Below are 26,587 nucleotides of genomic sequence, written 5' to 3'. Positions count from 1 at the left end.
GCCAGCAAGGAAAAGATAAAGCGTATAGCTGGAAATAGCTTCAAAAAAACAAGATTTAAAATAGAGAATATGAGATTAGAAGATTTTGACAATGACGAGGATAAAGTAATCCAAGACAGACTGAAAAGAAAAACTTGGAACGAAATAAGAACCAATGACAGTTGGGCAATTTTTAAAATTATGGCCGAATTTGTGAATGGTTATGAAAGCATGGGTCGCATAGGTCCGTGTGTGACTATTTTTGGTTCAGCCAGGACAAAACCGGAAGATAAATATTATTTACTAGCTGAAAAAATTGCTTACAAAATCAGTAAAGCCGGTTATGGCGTGATTACTGGTGGTGGTCCGGGAATTATGGAAGCGGGAAATAAAGGGGCGCATCTTGGTGGGGGAACCTCGGTGGGATTGAATATAGTATTGCCCTTTGAACAACATTATAATCCTTATATTGATGGAGATAAGAACCTAAATTTTGATTATTTCTTTGTTCGAAAAGTGATGTTTGTAAAATATTCCCAAGGTTTTGTTGTGATGCCGGGAGGTTTTGGAACTATGGATGAATTATTTGAAGCAATAACTTTAATTCAGACGAAAAAGATTGCAAAATTTCCAATAATATTGGTTGGCACCAGCTTTTGGGCTGGATTGATTGATTGGATAAAAACGGTTTTAATAGAAAAAGAACATACGGTAAGTGCCGAAGATATGAATTTATTTAAAATTGTCGATACTGAAGATGAAGTAGTTGATGTCTTGGATAAATTCTATAAAAAATACGATTTAACTCCTAATTTTTAATTGAAAAGCTGTCTAAACAACAGCTTTTTTTATGTTAATTTGTTAGTTTTCTTACTATTTTTATTTAAAAAAAAGTATATTTATTTTTTTAATAAATTTAGCCCCAGAAGTTGAAATCATTCTATAAAATTGCCGTTTATACCCTTGTTTTATTGGCATCAGTAAAACAATACGCGCAACATCATTCTAAAATGATTGTTGAGTTGAATTCAGCAAACAAAACATTGAATATTCAGCAAGAAATCACTTTTTTCAATCAATCGAATGACACATTAACTTCAATTGTGTTGAATGATTGGAACAATGCGTATTCTGATAAAAATACTCCTCTGGCGAAACGTTTTTCGGATGAATTTTACAGAGGTTTTCATTTGGCTAAAGAAGAAGAACGAGGAAGTACGAATAATTTAACCATTATTGATGCAAATCTATTATTCGCTTCATGGGAAAGAACAGAGAAAAATCCAGATTATATTGAAGTTAAATTAAGGCAAAAACTACTTCCAAATCAAAAGACTACTTTACATCTCACTTATATCACGAAAATACCAAGCGATAAATTCACTAAATACGGGTTTAATGATAAAGGCGAAATGAATCTTAAAAACTGGTTTCTTACTCCTGCTCGTTATGAAAACCATAATTTTATCCGAAACAGCAACAACAATTTAGATGATATTGCCAATGCGGTTTCTAGTTATGATATTACTTTGAAAATACCTGTAGGTTTAGAAGTTACTTCTGATTTAAACAGTAGTTTGCCAAATAAGACCGGGGATTTTTTAAACTATAAATTGTTTGGAAACAACCGAACTGATTTTAGTCTTTTTGTAGAACCAAAAACCAGTTTCATCAGCTTCAAAAAGAATAACAATGAAGTACTGACTAATTTGAAAGAAAATAAAATAAGTGATATACAAAAAGCAATTATTGTTGATCGTGTTATGGATTATGTAAATACGCTTGTTGGGAAATATCCACATGAAAAAATAATAGTTTCTCAAACTGATTATGAGAGAAATCCTTTTTATGGATTGAACCAATTGCCTTCTTTTTTAAGTCCATTCACAGATGAATTTATATTCGAGATTAAATTTTTGAAAACCTATTTGAATTCCTATTTAAAGACTAGTTTGCGTTTAGATCCAAGGAAAGACAACTGGATTTATGATGGAATTCAGGTTTATACCATGATGAAATATATTGATGAAAATCATCCTAACACGAAGATGTTTGGAAGTGTTTCTAAGCTTCGATTATTAAAAAGCTACAACTTAACCAACTTAAGTTTTAATGAGCAATACAGCTATTTTTATATGCTTATGGCTCGAAAAAACTTAGATCAGCCACTTGGAGATCCAAAAAATAGTTTGATAAAATTCAACGAACAAATTGCCAGTAAATACCGTGCCGGATTGAGTTTTAGATATCTGGATGATTATCTGGAACATGATGAAGTAAACAATAGCATTCGTCAATTCTACATTGAAAATAAGGAAAAACAAGTTTCGAGAACTGATTTTGAAAGGATCTTAAAATCCAATGCTGATAAAGATATTAACTGGTTTTTTAAAACCATAATTGGTTCCCGTGAAATCATTGATTACAAATTTACTGATGTCTCAAAAACCAAAGACAGTATTACTTTTTCAGTAAAAAACAAAACCAATGTTTCAGTTCCTGTTCCTATTTATGGAGTAAAAAAGGGAGAAATCGTTTTTAAAAAATGGCTTGATGCCAATGAAACGGACAGTACTTTTACCATTGAAAGAAAAAATGCAGATAAAATCGTTTTAAATTACAATAATGAAGTTCCAGAATACAATTTAAGAAACAATTGGAAATCATTGAAAGGTTTTTATCCCACCAATCGACCTATAAAATTTAATTTTATGAAGGATTTAGAAGATCCGTATTACAATCAAATTTTATATGTACCCACACTAACGTATAATTTATATGACGGCTTTTCACCGGGATTGCGATTACATAACAAAACTATTTTAGACAAACCTTTTATATTCGATATCAATCCGGCTTATTCTTCAAAAACAAATAATCTGACCGGTTCAGCAGCATTGGTCGTAAATCAAAATTACAGAAACAGCACACTTTACAACGTAAGATATTCGGTTTCTGGTTCTTATTTTCATTATGCTCCGGATGCCGCTTACCTGAAGATAAATCCATCGGTACAATTACGAATTAGAGAAGAGAACTTTAGAGACAATAGAAAACAGCTAATACTATTTCGCCAAGTATTAGTAAATAGAGAAAAAAGTGCTTTAGTGATTGACAATTCAACGGAGAATTACTCCGTTTTTGACGCAAAATACATCAACACAAGAACTGAAGTAACCAATCATTTTAACTTTACCTCAGATTTACAACTATCAAGTAAATTTGGAAAAGTTGCCACTGAATTTGAATATCGAAAATTATTTGAAAACAACTTTCAAATAAATTTACGCCTTTATGCCGGTAGTTTTCTATATAATAGAACCGCTTCAGACTTTTTTAGTTTTGCATTAGACAGACCTACTGATTATCTCTTTGATTACAACTATTATGGACGATCTGAAAACAGTGGTTTTTTTAGTCAACAATTCATATTGGCTGAAGGTGGCTTTAAATCAAAACTAAACACTCCTTTTGCTAATCAATGGATTACTACTTTGAACGGAAGTTTCAATATTTGGAATTGGATGGAAGTATATGGCGACATTGGTCTTATTAAAAACAGAAAACAAAATGAGAAATTCGTATACGATAGTGGAATTCGTCTGAATCTGGTAACGGACTATTTCGAATTGTATTTTCCAATTTATTCAAATAATGGATGGGAAATTGGACAAAATAATTACAACGAAAAAATTCGATTTGTGGTTACATTCTCTCCCAAAACATTAATCAATCTTTTTAATCGAAAATGGTTCTAATTAAAGATAAAAATCACTATTTATTACATTATTCATTAAAAAATAGATTTTTAGATACAGATAATTAAAAAATACATATGCTAATTAGAAATTGACTACTAATAATTAAATTATATTTTTTTTAATGAATTATGAAAATAGCTAGTTTTTAATTAAATTTGCAGCACAAAGTTATACTTTTCAATTATGATAAAAGAAAAAAATAATACTACCCTGACATTTGAAGATTTCAAAACTGAAGTATTAAGTGACTACAAAATAGCTACTATAAGCAGAGAATGCAGCCTGCTAGGACGTAAAGAAGTATTGACTGGAAAGGCTAAATTTGGAATATTTGGGGATGGTAAAGAAGTGCCCCAGTTAGCTATGGCAAAAGCGTTCAAGAATGGAGATTTCCGTTCTGGATACTATCGCGACCAAACTTTTATGATGGCAATAGGCGAATTAACCATGCAACAGTTTTTTGCCGGTTTATATGGCCATACAGATATTGAACAAGAACCGATGTCAGCAGGAAGACAAATGGGAGGCCATTTTACAACACATAGTTTGAATGAAGACGGATCATGGAAAGATTTAACTAAACAAAAAAATTCAAGCGCAGATATTTCTCCTACTGCAGCGCAAATGCCACGATTACTAGGATTAGCGCAAGCATCAAAAATATACCGACAAGTTTCAGGAATTACCAACGCAGCAAATTTTTCTGTAGAGGGTAATGAAATAGCCTGGGGAACAATAGGAAATGCAAGTACATCAGAAGGACTATTTTTTGAGACTATAAATGCAGCCGGTGTTTTACAAGTACCTATGGTTATGAGTGTTTGGGATGATGAATATGGCATTTCAGTACATGCAAGATATCAAACCACTAAAGAAAGTATTTCTGAAATATTAAAAGGATACCAACGAGAGAATAATACCAACGGTTTTGAAATATTAAAAGTAAAAGGTTGGGATTATGCCGAATTAATTGCTACTTATGAAAAAGCGGCAAGTATAGCTCGTGAAAAACACATTCCAGTATTAATTCATGTAAACGAATTAACGCAACCTCAAGGACATTCCAGTTCAGGATCTCATGAGAGATATAAAGACTCGAATCGATTGGCATGGGAAAAAGATTTTGATTGTCTTCGCCAAATGAAACTGTGGATGATTGCCATCAATGTTGCTTCTCCAGAAGAAATTGAAGCAATTGATTCACAAGCTAAGAAAGACGTTTTTGAAGCTAAAAAAGCAGCTTGGAATGCTTTCATTGAACCTATAATTGAAGAACAAAAAGAGCTTGTTTCTTTATTACAAAAAATAGCAGAAACAAGTAAAAACAAAGAAAGAATACTAAAACTGATTACGGATTTAAACAGTATAAAATCACCTTTGAAAAAAGAGATTCTGGTAACTGCCCGAAAAGTGTTGCGTTTAGCAATGAACGAAAAAGGTAAAGAGGAATTGTCTCTTTGGATCACTTCGTATACCAATAAAACCCAACAAAAATTCAGTAGCAACTTATTTTCTGAAACAGATTTAAATGTATTCTCAGCAGAAAAAGTTTTACCTGAATATTCTGAAAATGCAAAAGAAGATACGGACGGTCGCATGATTTTACGTGATAACTTTGATGCTATTTTCACAAAATATCCTGAAACACTAATTTTTGGTGAAGATGCCGGAAATATTGGTGATGTAAACCAAGGTTTAGAAGGAATGCAGGAAAAATATGGAGAACTTCGTGTAGCCGATGTCGGAATTCGTGAAGCAACAATTATTGGTCAAGGTATTGGAATGGCTTTAAGAGGCTTACGCCCTATTGCCGAAATTCAATATTTAGATTATTTATTGTATGCTATTCAAATCATGAGTGACGATTTAGCAACATTAAGATACCGCACCGTAGGAAAACAAAAAGCACCACTTATCATACGAACACGTGGTCATCGATTAGAAGGAATCTGGCATTCTGGTTCGCCTATGGGAATGATAATAAATGCTATAAGAGGAATTCACGTTTTGGTTCCAAGAAATATGACACAAGCTGCCGGTTTTTATAACAGTTTATTGGAATGTGATGAACCTGCTTTAGTGATTGAATGTTTAAATGGTTACCGATTAAAAGAAAAAATGCCTTTAAATTACGGCGAATTTAAAACACCAATTGGCGTTGTTGAAACGTTGAAAGAAGGAACTGACATTACCTTAGTTTCTTATGGATCAACCTTAAGATTAGTACAACAAGCCGCAAAAGAGCTTCTTGAAGTAGGCATTGATTGCGAGGTAATCGATTTACAATCATTATTACCATTTGATATTAATCAAGATGTGGTAAAAAGCATAGCCAAAACGAATCGTCTTTTAGTAATCGACGAAGATGTTCCTGGAGGTGCTTCGGCATATATTTTACAACAAATTATAGAACAACAAGATGCCTATACTTATTTAGACAGCAAACCGCAAACATTAACTGCAAAAGCGCACCGACCAGCTTATGGCACAGATGGTGACTATTTCTCTAAACCATCTGCAGAAGATATATTCGAAAAAGTATATGGAATGATGAATGAGGTAAATCCTTCGAAGTTCCCAAGTTTGTATTAAAACATAATTATTTATAAATCGAAATCCCAACTTGAAGTTGGGATTTTTTTTGAATCTTAATCAATCGTTTGTTTATAAAAAATTAAAATACTAAATTGGTAATCAATTCATTAGTCAATAACCATAATAAAAAAATAAGATGAAAAAGATAACACTAATTTTAGGAGCACTTTCGATTATGACGATTGTTTCCTGCAAGAAAAAAGACGACAATCCTATTGCGCCACAAGTGGAAACATCTAGCGCATCTACACCATCCACTCCAGCAGTTTCAGGAGAAGCGAAAGATAGTACTTCTATAAAAGTAGGTACTGATGGTGTAAATGTTAGTACCAAAGATGGAACAACTAAAACGAGTGTTACTGTTTCGGGTGGTGAAGCAAAAATTGAGATCAAAAAATAATACTCGATTATTCTCTTAATTAAAAGTTATAATGCCAACATAAATTATTTATGTTGGCATTTTTTATTTTAAATTTAAACTTTATTAAAAATAATAGAAAATGAACACTTTGGAAACTCTTTTGAAAAGCATACAAAATGTCAAAGTAATAGATGAGTCCATTGATTATAAAAAATATATCTCTTTAGATTTATCAACTTTTAATCCTGAATTATTAAAATTGGATATTGGTAATGCTATTGATTTCGAAAGATATATCGAAAATTATTTAACAACAAGCGGAGCAAAAGTCGCATTTGGAGGTTATAATGAAGAGCGTAATTTATACAAACGAAGCGCTGTTTTTAATGATACTAAATCCGAAGAGCGAAATATTCATATTGGATTAGATTTATGGATAAAAGCTGGAACTCCTGTATTAGCAGCAGTTGATGGAACTATTCATAGTTTTAATTATAATGCAGGTTTGGGAGATTATGGTCCAACCATTATTTTAGAACACAAAATAGAAAATAAAAATTTTTATACTTTGTACGGCCATCTTTCATTAGAAAGTATTACTAAAATTGAAATTGGAGATATTGTTAAAAAAGGACAACAAATAGCAACTTTGGGGAATTCACCAATTAATGGAGATTATGCACCTCACTTACATTTTCAGATTATAAAAAATATCGGAGCTAATTTTGGCGATTATCCTGGAGTTTGCAGCAAAAATGATCTGGATTATTATTTAGAAAATTGTCCTGATCCTAACTTATTATTAAAAATTACATAAATTATGAAAAAAATAATTCTCATTCTAGGCATTGTTTTACTAGTTGGTTGTAAATCTAAAACCGTTGTTACTGCACCTAAACCTGAGGAAGTAAAATTAGTCAAACTAACATTTTCTGAAGTGAGTGAATCTCAAAAAGACAAAGCTTATGAATTAGGAAAAAGGGTTTTAATGACCTGTAACACTTCTAAGTTTAAACCTTTTAACGAAAGTGAAGCAACAGCTTCGGTAATTAAAAATACAACCGAAGAACGCTTGACAAAAACATGTACCAGATTCCGTCAATATTATGGTACTTTTAAAGACCTTCAGCTAGTTGAAATCTATAAGAACAATAGTGATCTAACTACTATTTTTCGTTATAAAGCATTATATACAAAGAAAGTTGCCAACAAAGAACTTCGGGTTTCAATGAATCAAGAAAACAAAGTTTCGGCTATTAAATCACTCGATTGGATAGATCCTTTTCAATATAAATAATTTCAATTAATAGCCCTGAATTCATGAATCAAAAAGTCCTGCTTATTTTATTAATTACGTTTACGTTTTCTGCTACCAGTCAGGAAACATTGAGTTTTAAAGGTTCTAAATTGTATCACGCTACGAATTCTTGGGATTTTATTTGTGAAAATTATGCCTTGACAGGAATTACAGCTATACAAATTGCAAAAACAGAAAATGGCGGCATCCTAAAATTAGCCGTTGCAACTACAAACCCCACATTTAATATTTCAGGAGTAGTCTATGTTTATTTAACTGATAATACCATCATAATATGTTCTGATAAAGGGATTAGGGAAAATATAGAAAATAACATTGTATCGTATTACACCTTTTCTCCTTTAGAAATGAATAAAATGAAAACTACCGATATTCAATCGATTCGTTTTAACATTAAAGGAAATGCCAGTAAATTTAGCAGTCAAATAGGCAATTTTACTGCTGTTAATCGAAAAACATACTTTTCGACAGCTTCCGATAAAACCAAAAAAAATTACAATACAGCTACACAAATAACAACTTTGTATCAATAGCAGTTCAATAACAGAAAATAACTGACTAAAGTATTTTGTCTTTAAACGATTCATTACTTTGATGAATCTGTGGGCTGTAATCTATTTAAAATTATTCGCGGATTATTGGATCCTAAACCTCACAATTATTTTATTAAAATTCGAATGATGCGTCTTTGTCGGCGTTTATTCGTAAATTTAAAAAAATTAAAATAGCCAATGGGTTCATTTTATTCAAAAACAGAGCCCTTTTTAATTACTCATTTTCCTACCGAAGGCTACATTATTAAAAATAAATTGAAATTAATAATGTGTGAATTATGCAACTTTTTTTTAAAGTTATGTAAGTGTTTTTAGTACTGTTTATCCGATTTTTACATAATCTGTTAAAAAAAATAATTTGAAACTATATATCAAATACATGGTTAGTAATCGCTGTAAAATGGCGGTAAAAGAGGAATTGAAAAAACTTGGACTACATTTCATTGTTGTTGATTTAGGCGAAGTTGAAATCATGGAAGCTATTTCTATGGATCAACGTGAAAAACTTAAATCAGCGCTCTTGAATTCTGGGCTAGAATTAATGGATGATAAGAAAGCCATGCTCATTGAGAAAATAAAAAATGTGATTATTGAAATGGTCCACCATTCTACTGAAAACATAAAAGTGAACTTTTCTGATTATCTAAGTGAAAAACTAAATCATGATTATACGTATTTGTCTAACTTGTTTTCGGAAGTACAAGGAACTACAATTGAGCAATTTATAATTTCTCACAAAACGGAACGAATAAAGGAACTAATTATTTATGGTGAATTAAACATTACTGAAATTGCTTGGAAAATGAACTATAGCAGTGTAGCGCATCTTTCTAGTCAGTTTAAAAAAGTTACTGGTTTATCCCCTTCGCATTTCAAACAATTGAAGGATAAAAGAAGAAATCCAATTGAAGACATTGGAAATTCTAATGATATAAATAATTAAAATGGGCACAACAAACAAACACGAGTCTCAATTTACCCGGAGTTTAATTGAAGCTAGTTTAGATCCATTTGTTACTATTAGTGTTGACGGAAAGATTACTGATGTAAACGAAGCATCAATAAAAATTACAGGGATTTCTAGGGAAAATTTAATTGGAACTGATTTTTCCGATTATTTTACCGAACAAGAAAAAGCAAAACAAGGATATCAACAAGTTTTTGAGAAAAGTTTTGTTGCTGATTATCCACTAACGATAAAACATAAAAACGGAAAATTAACGGATGTGTTATACAATGCTTCCGTTTATAAAGATGATAAAGGAAATGTTCTTGGGGTTTTTGCGGCTGCGAGAGATGTTACAGCCCAAAAATTACTTTCAAAATATTCTTTAAGCTTAATCGAAGCAAGTCTTGATCCACTAGTTACCATAAATACTGAAGGTAAGATTACTGATATGAATGAAGCATTAGTGAACATTACCGGTATGACGCGTAAAGAACTCACTAAATCAGATTTCTTTGATTATTTTACTGAGAAACAAAAAGCTCGAGAAGTTTATCAGGAAGTGTTTGAGAAAGGCTCAGTGACTGACTCGCCACTGACCCTTAGGCATAAAGAAGGAAAATTGACCGATGTTTTATTTAATGGATCCGTTTATAAAGACGACAGCGGAAATGTACTTGGCGTTGTTGTTGTTGCAAGAGATATAGCAGAGCAAAAATGGGCATTAGATTTAAGAATTGCTAATCAAGAATTGGCGCATCAAAATGATGAAAAAGAAAAAAGAGCCAATGAATTGATTATTGCAAACAAAGAGTTAGCCTTTCAAAATGATGAAAAAGAAAAAAGAGCAGCCGAATTAGTAATTGCTAATGAAGAACTAGCTTTTCAAAACAATGAAAAAGAAAAAAGGGCAGCTGAATTAGTAATTGCAAATAAAGAACTTGCTTTACAATATAAAGTAAAAGAAAAACGAGCAGCTGAATTAATAATAGCTAATAAAGAGCTTCTTTTTCAAAATGAAGAGAAAGAAAAACGAGCAGCTGAATTAGTTATAGCCAACAAAGAGCTTCTGTTTCAAAACGATGAGAAAGAAAAACGGGCGAACGAATTAATCATTGCTAATGAAGAACTTCTATTTCAAAATAATGAAAAAGTAAAACGTGAAATTTTAAATAAACAGCTTGAAGAATTAAGCTATACTGCAAAATTAGCTTCGCAATATTCTCTTAGTTTGATTGAAGCAAGTCTTGATCCATTGGTTACAATAAATACCAAAGGAAAAATTACCGATATGAATGAAGCATTGGTAAACATTACAGGTATGACAAGAGAAGAACTTACTGATTCTGATTTCTTTGATTATTTTACCGAACAACAAAAAGCTAGAGAAGTATATCAGGAAGTATTTGAAAAAGGTTCTGTTGCTGATTCACCTCTAACACTTTGCCACAAAGACGGTAAATTAACGGATGTATTGTTTAACGGCTCAGTTTATAAGGATGATAAAGGAAATGTGCTTGGCGTTGTAATTGTTGCAAGAGATGTAACGGATCAGAAAAGGATTGCGAATGAGCTGATTGAAGCAAGAATTTTTGCTGAGTTAGCAACGGAAATTGCTGAAGAAGCCAAGAGAAATGCCGAAAGTGCTACTATCATTGCAGAAAATGCAGTAAAGGCAAAACAGCAATTTTTGTCAAATATGAGTCATGAAATTCGTACGCCGATGAATGCCATTATCGGATTTACAAAAGTGGTGTTAAAAACAGATTTGACAGCTAAACAAAAAGAATATTTGGATGCTATTAAAATGAGTGGCGATGCATTAATTGTTCTCATCAATGACATACTTGATTTAGCAAAGGTAGATGCAGGTAAGATGACTTTTGAGAAAATACCTTTCAAAATGAAAGACTCAATATTAGCTATGCTACATTTATTTGAAACAAAAATTCAAGAAAAAAATTTAAAACTAGTAAAAGAATATGATAGTCGAATTCCTAAAGTTTTAGTTGGAGACCCAATTCGTTTGCACCAAATTATTCTAAACTTAGTCAGTAATGCCGTAAAGTTTACAACTATGGGGAAAATTACTGTCAGCGTTCATTTGTTACATGAAGATGATGATAAAGTAATTATTGAATTTGCTGTAACTGATACAGGGATTGGTATACCTAAAGAGAAAATAGGAAAAATATTTGAAAATTTTCAACAAGCCTCTAGCGGAACCTCCAGATTGTATGGAGGAACAGGATTAGGTCTTGCCATAGTAAAACAATTAGTAGAACCGCAAGGAGGTAGTATTCGTGTGAAAAGCATCGTTAATGAAGGTTCTACATTTAGCTTTACTTTAAGCTTTCAAAAAACAAATGCTGATGCCGAATTAGAAACTGAGCTGATGGAATTAGATACTGAAATAAAAAATATAAAAGTATTAGTTGTTGAAGATATAGCACTCAATCAATTACTAATGAAAACGTTATTGGATGATTTTGGATTTGGTTTAGATATTGCCGAAAATGGTAAAATAGCGATAGAAAAACTTAAAGAAAAAGATTATGATATCATTCTGATGGATTTACAAATGCCCGAAATGAATGGATTTGAAGCCACAGAATACATTCGTAATACGATGAATTCTAAAATTCCTATTATTGCTTTAACTGCTGATGTAACAACTGTTGATTTGGCTAAATGCAAAGCAGTTGGAATGAATGATTATCTTGCAAAACCCGTTGATGAAAAGCTGTTGTATAGTAAAATAGTTGGTATATTAAAGAAACCTAAACTGGAAAAACTAACTACAAAACTTAATGAGAATTTAAAAGACAATTTCAATGAAAGTGAGGATATAAAGAAAAAAATAAGATGTATTGATTTAGTTTATTTAAATCAGCGGACTAAATCTAACCCCAAATTAATGATGGAAATGATCTCGCTGTACTTAATACAAACACCACCATTAATTGAGACTATTAAACAAAGTTTAGCAGACCAAAATTGGTCTTTATTAGGTGCAGCAGTACATAAAATGATCCCCTCTTTTTCAATAATGGGGATTAGCCCTGCTTTTGAAAACATAGCAAAAAAAATTCAGGAATTTGCAAGCGCACAAGAAAAAGAAGAAGGAATAAATGACTTAGTACTTCAACTAGAAAAAATTTGTTTGCAGGCCTGTTGTGAATTAGAAGAAGAACTTAATGTAATTAAAAATAAATAATAGTGAAAAACGAAAACAAAATAAAAATTTTTCTGGTAGATGATGATGCATTGTTTTTAAAATCTTTAGAAATTGAGTTTCTGGAAAATGCAGATTTTATAATTGAAACCTATTCTACAGGAGAACTGTGTGTGGAAAATTTATCTCATAATCCTGATGTAATAATATTGGATTACCAACTTGATGGTATCGTACAAGATGCCATGAACGGGCTTGAAACTTTAGACAAAATTAAAGCTTTCAATGTGCAAACTCCAGTTGTAATGTTGTCTTCGCAGGATAAAATTGAAGTGGCTATAAACTGTATGCATCATAAGGCATTTGATTATGTTGTGAAAAGTGAAACAGCATTTGTACGCTTACAAAAAATTATCTCTACCATTTTTAAATATCAAAAAATGGAAAAAGAATTAAGTTGGTATATGGATCGCATGTAACCTGTTTTTTACTATAATTCTCCATAAGTTTCATCGCTCGTTAGATTAATCAGTTCTAATTTGGTAGAAAAAAACCAAATTTATTTTACAAAAATGCAGTATAAAGACACCTCGGATCTGGAAATTTCATTGTTATTGGAAGCTATTTATAGAAAATATGGCTATGATTTCAGGCAGTATTCTCAAGCTCATATCAGGCGCAGAATCATGAACAGAATGTCATTTTCGGGCTTTGAAGATATTTCTCAAATGCAATCTAAGGTTTTGAAAGATGAAACATTTGCTTCTGAGCTGCTACAGGATTTATCGATAACAGTAACCGAAATGTTTCGTGACCCAGCCTTTTATAGATCATTACGAGAAAAAGTTATCCCAATTTTAAAAACATATCCCTTTATAAAAATATGGCATGCTGGCTGTGCAACTGGAGAAGAAGCATATTCGATGGCTATCCTTTTGCAAGAAGAAGGATTGTATGACAGGACTACTATTTATGCAACTGATTTTAACCAGATGGCTTTGAACCGTGCAAAAGATGGGATTTTTTCGAACAAAATGATAAAAGAATACACTACAAATTATCAATTGTCAGGAGGAAAAGAATCATTTTCCAGTTATTATACGTCCAATTATGATAACGTCATTATGAATCAATCATTAAAAAAAAATATTGTTTGGGCCAATCATAATTTGGTTACAGATAGTGTATTTGCTGAAGTACACTTAATATTATGTCGAAATGTGCTGATTTATTTTGATAAAAATTTACAAAACAAAGTCCAGACTCTTTTTTATAATAGCATCATTAATGGAGGCATTTTATGTTTGGGATCCAAAGAAAGTTTACGATTTACTGATCTGCATGAACAATATATAGAGTTGGATACAAAACAACGAATATTTAAAAAGAAATATTAAATGCAGTATGAAGCAATAGTAATAGGGGTTTCTTCTGGTGGCATGAACGCTTTGAAAATTATATTTTCAGCTTTACCCGTAGATTTCAATACACCCATTATTATAGTGCAGCATTTAGGTGCCCATTCAGATAGTCTATGGATAAAACTTTTAAATGAAAAAAGTCCACTTGATATAAAAGAAGTGGATGAAAAAGAAAAAATTGAAAAAGGCAAAATTTATATTGCTCCACCTAATTATCACTTGCTGATTGAAAAAGATAAAACCTTTTCCTTTACCATAGACGAGCGTGTAAATTTTGCAAGACCTTCAATTGATGTATTATTTGAATCGGCAGCTGAAGCCTATAAAAACAAATTAATTGGGATCGTACTTACAGGCTCTAATCATGACGGGACCGGAGGTATAAAACGAATAAAAGAATTAGGTGGTCTAGCCATCATTCAAGACCCGAAAACTGCAGAATCACCTTATATGCCAAAGTCTGCAATTGCTGCTATTGAATCTGATTATATTTTATCATTAGAGAACATAGTTGAGTTACTGATAAAAATTGATAAACAAAAAGAATAATTTCGATAACCTTTACAAATATTATAGAATGGAAATGACCCTTGGTAGAAAAATAGTAATCGGATTCATTGCTTGTGCTTTAGTCCTTTTAGGAGTTGCAATTTTCTCTTTTAAAAACAGTGAAAAATTTGTCGCTTCAAATGCCTTGGTAAATAATTCCAATCAGGTATTATATGAATTCGAACAAATACTGATGTCTTCTGTTAATGCAGAAACTGGTGTACGGGGTTATGTCATTACAGGCGATGTTGATTTTCTGAAACCTTTTACATCAGCCAATACAAAAGCAATCGAGCAATTGGATAAAATAAAGGAATTAACAAAAGACAATCCCAATCAGCAAAAACACATTGAGGAACTTACAAAAGAGCTCAAAATGCGTTTTGATAATTTAAATAAATGCATAGCTATTCGCAAAACGGATTTTAAAAAAGCAATCGAATTTGTTGCTTCAGGCGAAGGAAAACAATTGCAAGATGAAATAAGAAGAACAATTGATAAAGCACAGGAATCTGAAGAAACTTTACTTGCCGAAAGAATACAAATCAGTGAAGATGATGCCAGTAAGTTTAATATTGTTTTTGCTGTTTTATTGTTAATCATTGTTATGATTCTTATCGTTGTTTACACTATAGTTACTGAAAATTTAAAAGCTCTTAAAAGCTCCGAATCTGAAACTGCTAATAAAAACTGGCTACTTACAGGTAACTCCGAACTTAATGAAAAATTAATAGGAGATCAAAGTATAGCACAGTTAGCGAACAATACTATCAGTTTTTTATGTACTTATCTGAACGCAAATATAGGAGCTGTGTATCTCTTTAATGAAAAAGAAAACATCCTGACACTCAACGGTAAATTTGCCTTTTCAGCTGCAAAAGACACTAATGAAAAATTCAAATTAAATGAGGGGTTAATTGGTCAAGCCGCTTGGGAACAAAAACAAATTTATTTAAGCGATATATCCGAAGATCAAATACGAATCACTTCATCCGTTTTGAATGCAAAACCAAAAAATTTGCTCATTACCCCTTTTTTACTTGAAGGTAAAACGATAGGCGTAATAGAAATAGGTAAGCTTACTGATTTCAATGAAACTGAGAAGGAATTCATTAATGTTTCTATGAACAGTATAGCTATCAGCGTTAATACTGTTCAACAAGCTGAAGAAAAAGAAAAAAGGGCTGCAGAATTAGCCATTGCTAACAAAGAACTCGCCTATCAAAATGATGAAAAAGAAAAAAGGGCTGCAGAGCTAGGAATTGCTAACAAAGAACTCGCCTATCAAAATGATGAAAAAGAAAAAAGAGCGGCAGAGTTAGGAATTGCGAACAAAGAACTAGCCTACCAAAATGATGAGAAAGAGAAAAGGGCTTCAGAGTTAGGAATTGCGAACAAGGAACTCGCTTATCAAAATGATGAAAAAGAGAAAAGAGCGGCAGAGTTAGGAATTGCAAACAAAGAACTTGCCTATCAAAACGAAGAGAAAGAAAAAAGGGCAGCTGAGTTAGGAATTGCTAACAAAGAACTCGCTTATCAAAATGAAGAGAAAGAAAAAAGAGCTGTAGAGTTAAGTTTTGCTAACAAAGAACTTTCCACTCAAGCTGAAGAACTTCAAATACAGCAAGAAGAGCTCAGACAATTGAATGAAGAATTAGAACAACAGGCGCAAAATCTAAAACAACAGCAAGAGGAATTGCAAATGACCAATGAAGAATTGGAAGAGCAGACTCAATCATTAGAAGAAAAAAACAAGGAAGTTGAAGCTTCAAAAAATGATATAGAACAAAAAACAAAACAACTGGAAATTAGCAGCAAGTATAAATCAGAATTTCTTGCAAACATGTCCCATGAGTTAAGAACGCCGCTTAATAGTTTGTTAATCCTCTCAAAAGATTTATCAGAAAACAGAAAGAAAAATCTGGATGACGTTCAGGTTGAAAGTGCTGAGATAATCTATAAAAGTGGTCATGACCTTCTTGTATTAATTAATGAAGTTTTAGACCTCTCCAAGATTGAAGCAGGGAAAATGTCTATAAATGTTGAAAAAATAGCATTGAAAAATTTTACAGATAATCTACTTCGCGATTTTAAACATCAGGCGCAACAAAAAGGGTTAGAACTTGTTTGCAAATTGGCGACAGCTTTACCTGAATTTATCCACACCGATTCACAACGTTTGAATCAGATATTGAAAAACCTAATATCTAATGCTATAAAATTTACCGAAAAAGGAAGTGTAACGATACGTATTGACCCAAATACGGAAACTACTTTGAACATTTCTGTTACTGACACAGGGATTGGAATCTCAGAAGACAAGCAAACTGCCATATTTGAAGCTTTTCAGCAAGCCGAAGGCGGTACTTCCAGAAAGTATGGCGGTACGGGATTAGGACTTTCCATTTCACGAGAACTTGCTAAATTATTAGAAAGCGAAATAAAAGTAAGCAGTACTATAGACGAAGGATCAACTTTTTCACTCATAATTCCGCTTGAAATATTCCCTGAAAAAGAAACTTTCAGTACAATTAAATTGAAACCTGTTTTGTATGCACCACGCACAAAAAATGAAACTGAATATTTAAATTATGATACCATAAAAGATGACAGAGATACAATAAGCGCAGATGATAAGGTAGTACTCATTATTGAAGATGATCGAAATTTTGCAGCTATACTTTTGAATCAAGCCAACAAAAAAGGATTCAAATGTTTGTCGGCAGCAACTGGAGAAGATGGTCTATTGCTTGCTTCAAAATACAAACCCCAAGCAATCATTCTCGATATGGGTTTACCGGGAATCAAAGGACAGCAAGTATTGCATGAATTAAAAGCAAATCCATCAGTAAGACATATTCCTGTACATATTATTTCGGCAAATGACCGTTCACTGGAACCAATCAGAGAAGGTGCTGTAGAATACCTGATGAAACCAATCACTAAAAATGAATTGGAAGAAGCCTTCAACCGAATTGAAAATTTTGTGAATAGAAAAATAAAAAATCTGTTGATTATTGAAGATAATGAAAATTCAAGAAAAGCAATGAAAATACTTATTGGTAATAGTGATATACATTGTTTTGAAGCTGCAACCGGCAAAGAAGCTTTAGCATTCTATCAAGAGAATCATATTGATTGTATCATACTGGATATTGGTTTACCTGACATAAGTGGCTTTGACCTTATCAATAAACTAGAGGATATAAAAGACCATAAAATGCCTCCTATTATTGTTTACACTGGAAAAGAACTTACAAAAGAAGAAAATAATCTACTCCAAAAATATGCGGAGAGCATTATTATAAAAGGCATCAAATCAGAAGAACGATTGCTGGATGAAACAGCGCTGTTCCTTCACCGTACCATCAGTAATTTACCAAAATCGAAACAAATAATTATTAATAGTTTGCATGATAAAGAAGCTATATTTCATTCAAAAAAAATATTATTGGTAGATGACGATATGCGTAATGTTTTTGCATTGTCCAAAATATTGCAAGAACGAGGAATGGAAGTCATAAAATCCGAAAACGGAAAAAATGCATTGGAGATGCTGAATGTGCATAGTGACATTGAAATGGTATTAATGGATATTATGATGCCTGAAATGGATGGTTACGAAGCAATGAAACGAATACGATCTCAGATAAAATTTAGAAACTTACCTGTAATTGCGCTTACCGCAAAAGCCATGAAAGACGACAAACAAAAATGTATTGATGCTGGCGCTAACGACTACATCACAAAACCTATTGATGTAGAACGTTTACTGTCGTTAATGCGTGTATGGTTAAGTAAATAATAAAACGTAATTGCGAAAGTGGTATATCCACTATTCATTATAATTAAACTTTTTTTGTTGGTATTCCAACATTCAAACTTTTATTTTACAATTGAAAATGAAAATAAATAGCCCTGTTAAAATTTTATTGGTCGATGATCTTCCTGAAAATTTGTTTGCCTTAGAAGTAATCCTTTCTAACGAAAATTATTTGTGTGTAAAAGCAAATTCCGGTAATGAAGCATTAAAAATTCTGCTTCACCAACAAGATTTTGCCATCATATTAATAGACGTACAAATGCCGATGATGGATGGATTTGAAACCGTAGAATTAATTCGTCAAATAGAACAACTTAAACATGTTCCGATTATTTTTCTAACGGCAAGCATGGATAATTCCTCACAAATTTATAAAGGGTATCAGGCTGGTGCAGTCGATTATATGATAAAACCCCTTTTACCAGAAATATTAAAAGCAAAAGTGGCTGTTTTTGTGGATTTGTATAAAAAAAACCAAGAATTATTAATTCAAGCTGAACAACTAAAAAAGCTTAACACCGATCTTAAGGCCCAAAAATTACTTTCAAAATACTCTCTTAGTCTTATTGAAGCAAGCCATGACCCTTTATTTGCGATTAGCCCCGAAGGAAAAATAACGGATATGAATAATGCATCAGTAAAAGTAACCGGAATATCACGTGAAAAACTAATTGGGACTGATTTTTTTGATTATTTCACTGAACCACAAAAAGCAGGTGAAGTATATCAAAAAGTATTCGAAAAAGGATTCGTTGCCGATTCTCCATTAATACTTCGTCATAAAAACGGCAAGTTAACAGAAGTATTATTCAACGGATCAGTATATAAAGATGATAAAGAAAATGTGCTTGGAGTTGTTATTGTCGCCAGAGATGTTACGGATCAAAAAAGAATTGAAAAAGAATTGATTGAAGCCAAGGTTTTTGCTGAATTAGCCACAACAATTGCTGAAGAAGCTAAAATAAATGCTGAAAGTGCCACCATTACAGCTAAAAATGCGGTAAAGGCTAAACAGCAATTCTTGTCTAATATGAGCCATGAAATTCGTACACCAATGAATGCCATTATTGGATTTACAAAAGTGGTATTAAAAACGGATTTGTCAACTAAACAAAAGGAATATTTAAACGCCATTAAAATAAGTGGTGACACATTAATCGTTCTTATAAACGACATACTCGATTTAGCAAAAGTAGATGCTGGTAAAATGACATTTGAGAAAACACCTTTCAAAATGGAATACACCATTTCAGCTATGCTTCATTTATTTGAAGCAAAAATTCAAGAAAAAAATTTAAAATTAGTCAAAATATATGATCCTAAAATACCTACAATCCTATTAGGAGATTCGGTTCGTTTGCATCAAGTTATTTTAAATCTGGTAAGTAATGCAGTGAAATTTACAACCAAAGGAAAAATTACGGTAAGTGTTAATTTATTACATGAAAATAATGATAACGTAATTCTTGAGTTTGCGGTAACAGATACAGGAATTGGCATTTCTGAGGAAAAAATAGGAACAATATTTGAAAATTTTCAACAGGCAACCAGCGGAACTTCAAGATTGTATGGCGGAACTGGACTAGGTCTTGCCATTGTAAAACAATTAATTGAGCCTCAAGGCGGTAGTATTCGTGTAAAAAGCATAATTAATGAAGGATCAACATTTAGCTTTACATTATCTTTTGAAAAAACAAATACCGATACAGTATTAGAGAATGAAATGTTGGAGTTAGATTCAGAAATAAATAATATAAAAGTTTTAGTGGTTGAAGATATTGCACTCAATCAATTACTAATGAAAACACTTTTAGAAGATTTTGGATTTGCTAATGACATTGCTGAAAATGGTAAAATAGCTATTGAAAAACTTAAAGAAAAAGATTACGATATCATTTTGATGGATTTGCAAATGCCAGAAATGAATGGATTTGAAGCTACAGAATACATTAGAAATACCATGAATTCTACAATTCCCATAATTGCGTTAAGCGCTGATGTGACAACTGTTGACGCAGATAAATGCAAAGCATTGGGAATGAATGATTATATGGCTAAACCAATTGATGAAAGGCTGTTGCATAGTAAAATAATTGGTATCTTAAACAAACCTAAACGTGCTAAAGTCAATACAATTTTTGAAAATGAAGAAAAACCAAAGAAAAAATTAAGATATATCGATCTTACTTATTTAAATCAGAGAACAAAATCAAATCCAAAATTAATGATGGAAATGATTTCACTCTATTTAGCACAAACTCCTCCTATAATAGATACAATTAAACAAAGTTTTGCTGACCAAAATTGGTCTTTATTAGGAGCTGCAGCTCATAAAATGATTCCGTCTTTTTCAATAATGGGAATCAGTCCCGATTTTGAAAACTTAGCAAAAAAAATTCAAGAACTTACAATGGCCCAAGAAAAATCAAACGAAATACATGATTTAGTGCTACAACTTGAACAAGTTTGCTTACAAGCTTGTATCGAATTAGAAGAAGAACTCGAAATAATTAAAAATTCATAAAACATATTTTCTTACTTTTAAACAAATATTTGTAATACAATTCTAATTATAAGGTCTCGTGAAGTTATGGATGTAACAAAAAAATTATAGTCAATCCTTTAACTATAAAATTAAAAATACCCATTTAATATATTATGAAATCAGCTAAAAAATCCACTTCAAATAAATTGACACCAGAAAAAGAAGGTCTAAAAAACTCTTTTACTGTGGTAGCCATCGGTGCATCAGCCGGAGGACTCGAAGCTTTTAGCCTTTTATTAAAAAAATTACCCATTGATACCGGTATGGCGTATATTTATGCCCAACACCTAAGTCCTGACCATAAAAGTTTACTGACTTCCATCCTTTCTAAGATTACAAAAATGAAAGTCCAGGAAATTGATAACATGGAAAAAATGGAACCCAATAATGTTTATGTAATTCCTCCCAATAAAGTAATTGAAGTAATTGACGGACACATTCGATTGCTTCCCCGTATTAAAAATAACATTCCTAATCTCACCATTGATCTTCTCTTTTCCTCTCTTGCTGAAACCCATAAAGAAAATGTTATTGGTGTAGTACTTTCAGGTTATGCCAGCGATGGAATGATTGGGCTCAAAGCCATTAAAGATGCTGGAGGAATAACCTTTGCCCAAGATGAAACTGCCCAAGCCAGCAGTATGCCAAATTCAGCTATTTCGTCAGGTGTAGTAGATTTTATTTTATCACCTGAGGAAATAGCCCTCGAATTAGTTCGTATCAGCAAAAATGGTTTTCATATAAATAATGGCAAAGAAAATGATAACCAAATCACTGTCAAAAATAACAATTACGATATAAATACGATTTTTGAACTACTACTCAAAGAAACTGGTGTTGACTTTAGCCATTATAAAATTGCCACTATTAAAAGACGGATAAACCATAAAATGCAACAGTATGGAATAAAAACAATACAGGAATATGTAAAGCTTTTACTCGAAAAAAACAATGAAATTGAAATTCTTTATACTGACTTGTTAATTAATGTGACCAGTTTTTTTAGAGAAACAGAAACTTTCAACTTTCTAAAAAATAATCTTTTATCTAAACTTTTAAATAGTAAATCCACCGAAGAAACATTACGAATATGGGTTCCAGCTTGTTCAACAGGACAAGAGGCCTATTCTATTGCAATGATTATTTCTGAATTGCTGAGTGGTAAAACGAATAAAATCCCAGTCCAGATTTTTGCAACTGATCTAAGTGAAGAGGCAATCAGAGAAGCTCGTAATGGAGAATATTCTAAAAGCGATGTAGAATCTATCCCTCAAAAGTATTTGTCGCGTTTTTTTACTAAAGAAGGTGACAATTATCGCATTATTAAAGAACTTCGGGAAATGTGCATATTTGCACCTCACAATATTTTACGTGATCCTCCTTTTTCGCGAATGGATTTTGTCAGTTGTTGTAATCTTCTTATTTATTTTGATTCAGCCGCACAGAAAAAAGTCTTTGCATCCCTACATTTTGCATTGAATGATGGTGGCTATTTAATGCTTGGTAAAGCCGAAAGTATTGGGACCTCCTCGCTCCTTTTCACGCTTATAAATAATAAATTTAAAATTTATTCTCGAAAAAATAATTTGGGAGTAAGAAAAATACTTGAATTAACTCCTCGTTTTGCACGTACAAATATGTCCAGTAAAAAACCAAATTCCACTACAAAAAATGTAAGCGTAAATCAAGAAAGTATAGAAAATGCTATTGATTCAACACTTCTTTCCAGTTATATGCCTGCTTGTGCAGTAGTCAACAAAGACATGGAAATTCTCCAATTTAGAGGTCCGGTTTCCTCCTACCTAGAACACACATCCGGTAAAGCCAGTCTTAATATTTTAAAAATGGCCCGACCAGAATTTGCTTTTGAACTCCGTAATGCAATTAATAAAGTAATAGAAACAAAGCAAGCAGTATACAAATCTGGTATTGAAATAAAAATTGAATCTGTTTTACGATTGATGTCTTTTGAAGTTTGTCCTCTTAAAATTGAGTGGGAAGAACCTCTGTTGCTCATTGTTTTTAAACCTCAAGAACAAGTAGAAAAATATATTGAATCAGATGTAGATGGAAAAAATAATGCAACAATCAAAGATTTAAAAATAAAAAAACTAACTGAGGAACTGAATACTACACGTTCTGAAATGATAACTATCATTGAAACGCAAGAAACTATTTATGAAGAATTACAGGCCGCAAATGAAGAAATAGTTTCGTCTAATGAAGAATTTCAAACCTTGAATGAAGAATTGGAAACCTCAAAAGAAGAAATTGAAGCCACTAATGAAGAGCTTATTTCGACTAACCAAGAGTTACAAATGCGCCATGATTTATTAATAGAATCACATGAATATTCAGAAGCAATTATTGCTACCATTCATGAACCAATGCTTATTCTAAATAAAAATTTTCATGTAATATCAGCTAATAAATCTTTCTATAAAAAATTTCTGGTTGATAAAGAGGAAACAGAAGGGAAGTTATTATTTGATTTAGGAAATGAACAATGGAATATTACAAAACTTCGTCAGGTTCTAAATGAAATAATTTCCAAGAATAGTAGTTTCGAAAATTTTGAAGTGACGCATACTTTTTCTGGAATTGGAGAAAAAATAATGTTGCTTAATGCTCATTTGATTATCCAAAAAACAAATAGCGAACAATTAATCCTGCTTGCAATTGAAGATATTACGGATCGCTCTCGTTATTATCTCAAAGAAAAATACTCCCTTAGTCTTATAGAAGCGAGCCTTGATCCATTGACAACGATTAGCAATGAGGGCAAAATCACTGATATGAACCAGGCAACTGTAACTATTACTGGTGTATCCCGTGAAAAATTAAAAGGATCCGATTTCTTTGGATATTTTACTGAACCCGAAAAAGCTCGCGCTGTTTATCAGGAAGTATTTGCCAAAGGTTTTATTACTAATTCACCGCTTAAACTACGCCACAAAACTGGTAAACTGACAGATGTATTATTAAACGGATCCGTTTACAAAGATGATCGGGGAAATGTTTTGGGAGTGGTTATTGTTGCCCGAGATGTAACCGATCAAAAAAGAATTGAAAACGAATTAATAGAAGCAAAAGTATTTGCAGAGTTAGCCACTCTAATGGCAGAAGAGGCCAAAAGTAAAGCAGAAGAAGCCACACGAAATGCAGAAGATGCAATGAAAGCTAAACAACAATTTTTGTCGAATATGAGCCATGAAATTAGGACTCCTATGAATGCAATTATTGGATTTACCAGAGTGATATTAAAAACAGAGTTATCAACTAAGCAAAAAGAATATTTAAATGCAATTAAATTGAGTGGTGACACCTTAATTGCGTTGATTAACGACATACTTGATTTAGCAAAAGTGGATGCTGGTAAAATGATTTTTGAAAAAAAACCTTTCAAAATGGCAGTTTCCATAGCTTCAATGCTTCAATTATTTGAAACAAAAATTCAAGAAAAAAATTTAAAGTTAGTTACAAATTATGACAAAAAAATACCAGATGTACTTTTAGGAGACTCTATTCGATTACATCAGATTATTTTAAATTTAGTAAGTAATGCTGTGAAATTTACTTCTCAAGGCAAAATTATGGTAAGTGTCCATTTATTGTTTGAAGATGAAGAAAAAGTAATTATAGAATTTGCAATTACTGATAGTGGAATTGGTATTGCAGAAGATAGTATAGATTTAATATTTGAAAATTTTCAACAAGCCACTAACGGAGCTTCCAGTCTCTATGGAGGAACAGGTTTAGGACTAGCTATAGTCAAGCAATTGGTGAAATCACAAGGTGGAAGTATTCGCGTTAAAAGTAAAATTAATGAAGGTTCAACTTTTAGTTTTACATTACCTTTCCAAAAAACAAAAATTCATGCTGAATTAGAAAGTGATTTAGAGGCTTTAGATACTGACATCACTAATCTAAAAGTATTGGTTGTAGAAGATATGCCACTCAATCAACTATTAATGAAAACAATATTGGATGATTTTGGATTTGAACGTGATATTGCTGAAAACGGAAAAATTGCCATCGAAATGCTACAAACCAAATCCTATGATATCATTTTAATGGACTTACAAATGCCAATAATGAATGGATTTGAAGCTACAAAATTCGTTCGTAACACTATGAATTTAAACATCCCAATTATTGCTTTGACTGCTGATGTAACAACAGTAGATTTGGAAAAATGTAAAGCTGTAGGAATGAATGATTATATAGCTAAACCTATTGATGAAAAATTATTATTCAATAAAATTATTGAGCTAACAAAAAAAGCATAACAATAAATAGTGTTTGACGGATATAACAGTGCCCATTTTATACAAACCAGAGTACTATTAATCCTCATTTTTCAATACCCTAAAATACGACTTTCGATTATAAATAATCCATTTCTTTTTTTAACAAGAGTTTAATGCTATAACTTTTGTTAGTAATCTTATAACATATTTAAATACCAAGGGTTCATCTTTGTTTTGTGATAAATAAGTCACTAATCAAACAAACAAAAAGATGAAATTTAAAAATGCATTACCTACTCTAGCCATACTACTTGTAGTTTTTATGTCTAGTTGCAATAACGAAATGGATGAGGATTTAACCACCAATATGTCTGCAGTTGGAAAATCAGATAATTCGACTTCTGAAATAAATGCTGTTAATGAGACATATAATATAGAAACAAAAATTGGTTCATTGGCTGTAGTAAATCTTGGTATTGCAGGAGATTTTGCGATTCTATCAAAAACAGGAATTACAGATGTGTACAAATCAGCCATTACAGGTGATATTGGTTCAAGCCCAATAACTGGTGCTGCCATATTAGTTAGATGTACAGAAGTAGTAGGAACAATATACACAGTTGATGCTGCAGGTCCTCTTCCATGTAGTGTAACTAACGCTACTAGATTAACAACAGCAATTGGTGATATGCAAACCGCATATACTGACGCAGCTGGAAGAACTAATCCTGATTTTCTGAATTTAGGTGCTGGAAATATTGGTGGAAAAACACTTACACCGGGTTTATATAAATGGACAACTGCGCTTAATATTCCAACTGATATAACTATTTCCGGCAGTCCAACTGATGTTTTTATTTTTCAAGTAGCAGGAACTCTTAAATTGAGTTCTGCTGTTAGAATGACATTAACAGGAGGGGTACAAGCCAAAAATATTTTCTGGGTAGTTTCTGATGCTGTTACCTGTGGGACCACCAGTCATTTTGAAGGAAACATATTAGGAATGACAGGTATTAATTTACAGACTGAGGCAACAATAAACGGAAGATTGTTAGCACAAACAGCGGTAACGCTTCAAATGAATGCCGTTACACAACCACAATAAATTAAAAAAATTAATTTTCTAAGAGGCTGCCCGTGTGGACAGCCTCTTTTTTTTATTGGATAAAACAACATGGTAATGACAATGTGTGAATAATGTAAGTCTTTTGCAAAATCATATAACTTCTATACTATACAATCATCTTACTTTTGATTAGGTTTTTAAATCGCTTAATATGTGTTCTTTAGTTTCTTAATTTTAATTCTTA

General features: G+C 32.0%; 16 protein-coding genes. All 16 read left to right on the top strand.

Annotated elements, in window-relative coordinates:
• Positions 1-69 precede the first annotated feature (69 nt).
• Positions 70-798 carry an LOG family protein gene (locus ACM55H_RS15185; RefSeq protein WP_416837324.1) on the top strand — a complete coding sequence of 243 codons (729 nt, stop codon included), beginning with the start codon at positions 70-72 and terminating at the stop codon, positions 796-798.
• 191 nt (positions 799-989) lie between these two features.
• Positions 990-3,737: a gluzincin family metallopeptidase gene (locus ACM55H_RS15180; protein ID WP_416837407.1), complete on the top strand. Its 2,748-nt coding sequence runs from the start codon at positions 990-992 to the stop codon at positions 3,735-3,737.
• A 186-nt stretch (positions 3,738-3,923) separates the two neighbouring features.
• Positions 3,924-6,332, top strand: coding sequence for an alpha-ketoacid dehydrogenase subunit alpha/beta (locus tag ACM55H_RS15175; RefSeq protein WP_416837323.1), 2,409 nt, complete (start codon positions 3,924-3,926; stop codon positions 6,330-6,332).
• Positions 6,333-6,471: 139 nt separating this feature from the next.
• Positions 6,472-6,735, top strand: a complete 264-nt coding sequence (locus ACM55H_RS15170; protein WP_416837322.1) for a hypothetical protein — start codon at positions 6,472-6,474, stop codon at positions 6,733-6,735.
• Positions 6,736-6,835: 100 nt separating this feature from the next.
• A complete protein-coding gene (locus ACM55H_RS15165; protein ID WP_416837321.1) occupies positions 6,836-7,513 on the top strand; it encodes a peptidoglycan DD-metalloendopeptidase family protein in 678 nt (225 codons plus the stop codon).
• A 3-nt stretch (positions 7,514-7,516) separates the two neighbouring features.
• Positions 7,517-7,993 carry a hypothetical protein gene (locus ACM55H_RS15160; protein ID WP_416837320.1) on the top strand — a complete coding sequence of 159 codons (477 nt, stop codon included), beginning with the start codon at positions 7,517-7,519 and terminating at the stop codon, positions 7,991-7,993.
• A gap of 23 nt (positions 7,994-8,016) precedes the next feature.
• Positions 8,017-8,547: a hypothetical protein gene (locus tag ACM55H_RS15155; RefSeq protein ID WP_416837319.1), complete on the top strand. Its 531-nt coding sequence runs from the start codon at positions 8,017-8,019 to the stop codon at positions 8,545-8,547.
• A gap of 400 nt (positions 8,548-8,947) precedes the next feature.
• Complete coding sequence (locus tag ACM55H_RS15150; RefSeq protein ID WP_416837406.1) at positions 8,948-9,511, top strand: helix-turn-helix domain-containing protein; 564 nt, start codon at positions 8,948-8,950, stop codon at positions 9,509-9,511.
• A gap of 1 nt (position 9,512) precedes the next feature.
• Positions 9,513-12,731 carry a PAS domain S-box protein gene (locus ACM55H_RS15145; RefSeq protein WP_416837318.1) on the top strand — a complete coding sequence of 1,073 codons (3,219 nt, stop codon included), beginning with the start codon at positions 9,513-9,515 and terminating at the stop codon, positions 12,729-12,731.
• A 2-nt stretch (positions 12,732-12,733) separates the two neighbouring features.
• Entirely contained in the window at positions 12,734-13,168 is a 435-nt protein-coding gene (locus ACM55H_RS15140; protein ID WP_416837317.1) for a response regulator, read from the top strand.
• Positions 13,169-13,261: 93 nt separating this feature from the next.
• Positions 13,262-14,086 carry a CheR family methyltransferase gene (locus ACM55H_RS15135; protein ID WP_416837316.1) on the top strand — a complete coding sequence of 275 codons (825 nt, stop codon included), beginning with the start codon at positions 13,262-13,264 and terminating at the stop codon, positions 14,084-14,086.
• The gene (locus ACM55H_RS15130) at positions 14,087-14,659 is read left to right on the top strand and encodes a chemotaxis protein CheB (RefSeq protein ID WP_416837315.1); all 573 of its coding nucleotides are present in this window, start codon (positions 14,087-14,089) and stop codon (positions 14,657-14,659) included.
• A gap of 28 nt (positions 14,660-14,687) precedes the next feature.
• A complete protein-coding gene (locus tag ACM55H_RS15125) occupies positions 14,688-18,464 on the top strand; it encodes a response regulator (protein WP_416837314.1) in 3,777 nt (1,258 codons plus the stop codon).
• A gap of 97 nt (positions 18,465-18,561) precedes the next feature.
• Positions 18,562-21,006: a response regulator gene (locus ACM55H_RS15120; RefSeq protein ID WP_416837313.1), complete on the top strand. Its 2,445-nt coding sequence runs from the start codon at positions 18,562-18,564 to the stop codon at positions 21,004-21,006.
• 134 nt (positions 21,007-21,140) lie between these two features.
• Positions 21,141-25,316, top strand: a complete 4,176-nt coding sequence (locus ACM55H_RS15115; protein WP_416837312.1) for a CheR family methyltransferase — start codon at positions 21,141-21,143, stop codon at positions 25,314-25,316.
• Between the two features lie 232 nt (positions 25,317-25,548).
• Positions 25,549-26,382 (top strand): ice-binding protein, encoded by an 834-nt coding sequence (locus tag ACM55H_RS15110; protein WP_416837311.1) that lies wholly within the window; start codon positions 25,549-25,551, stop codon positions 26,380-26,382.
• Positions 26,383-26,587: the final 205 nt, after the last annotated feature.

This window comes from Flavobacterium cryoconiti (assembly GCF_048158645.1).
In the GTDB taxonomy this organism is placed as follows: Bacteria; Bacteroidota; Bacteroidia; order Flavobacteriales; family Flavobacteriaceae; genus Flavobacterium; species Flavobacterium cryoconiti.
Note: the sequence above shows the minus strand (reverse complement) of the source record. Positions and strands in the feature narration are given on the sequence as shown.

Excerpts from the sequence above, each read along its gene's own strand:
- ACM55H_RS15185 (WP_416837324.1), top strand. The coding sequence starts at position 70 with ATGAGATTAGAAGATTTTGACAATGACGAGGATAAAGTAATCCAAGAC.
- ACM55H_RS15180 (WP_416837407.1), top strand. The coding sequence starts at position 990 with ATGATTGTTGAGTTGAATTCAGCAAACAAAACATTGAATATTCAGCAA.
- ACM55H_RS15175 (WP_416837323.1), top strand. The coding sequence starts at position 3,924 with ATGATAAAAGAAAAAAATAATACTACCCTGACATTTGAAGATTTCAAA.
- ACM55H_RS15170 (WP_416837322.1), top strand. The coding sequence starts at position 6,472 with ATGAAAAAGATAACACTAATTTTAGGAGCACTTTCGATTATGACGATT.
- ACM55H_RS15165 (WP_416837321.1), top strand. The coding sequence starts at position 6,836 with ATGAACACTTTGGAAACTCTTTTGAAAAGCATACAAAATGTCAAAGTA.
- ACM55H_RS15160 (WP_416837320.1), top strand. The coding sequence starts at position 7,517 with ATGAAAAAAATAATTCTCATTCTAGGCATTGTTTTACTAGTTGGTTGT.
- ACM55H_RS15155 (WP_416837319.1), top strand. The coding sequence starts at position 8,017 with ATGAATCAAAAAGTCCTGCTTATTTTATTAATTACGTTTACGTTTTCT.
- ACM55H_RS15150 (WP_416837406.1), top strand. The coding sequence starts at position 8,948 with ATGGTTAGTAATCGCTGTAAAATGGCGGTAAAAGAGGAATTGAAAAAA.
- ACM55H_RS15145 (WP_416837318.1), top strand. The coding sequence starts at position 9,513 with ATGGGCACAACAAACAAACACGAGTCTCAATTTACCCGGAGTTTAATT.
- ACM55H_RS15135 (WP_416837316.1), top strand. The coding sequence starts at position 13,262 with ATGCAGTATAAAGACACCTCGGATCTGGAAATTTCATTGTTATTGGAA.
- ACM55H_RS15130 (WP_416837315.1), top strand. The coding sequence starts at position 14,087 with ATGCAGTATGAAGCAATAGTAATAGGGGTTTCTTCTGGTGGCATGAAC.
- ACM55H_RS15125 (WP_416837314.1), top strand. The coding sequence starts at position 14,688 with ATGGAAATGACCCTTGGTAGAAAAATAGTAATCGGATTCATTGCTTGT.
- ACM55H_RS15120 (WP_416837313.1), top strand. The coding sequence starts at position 18,562 with ATGAAAATAAATAGCCCTGTTAAAATTTTATTGGTCGATGATCTTCCT.
- ACM55H_RS15115 (WP_416837312.1), top strand. The coding sequence starts at position 21,141 with ATGAAATCAGCTAAAAAATCCACTTCAAATAAATTGACACCAGAAAAA.
- ACM55H_RS15110 (WP_416837311.1), top strand. The coding sequence starts at position 25,549 with ATGAAATTTAAAAATGCATTACCTACTCTAGCCATACTACTTGTAGTT.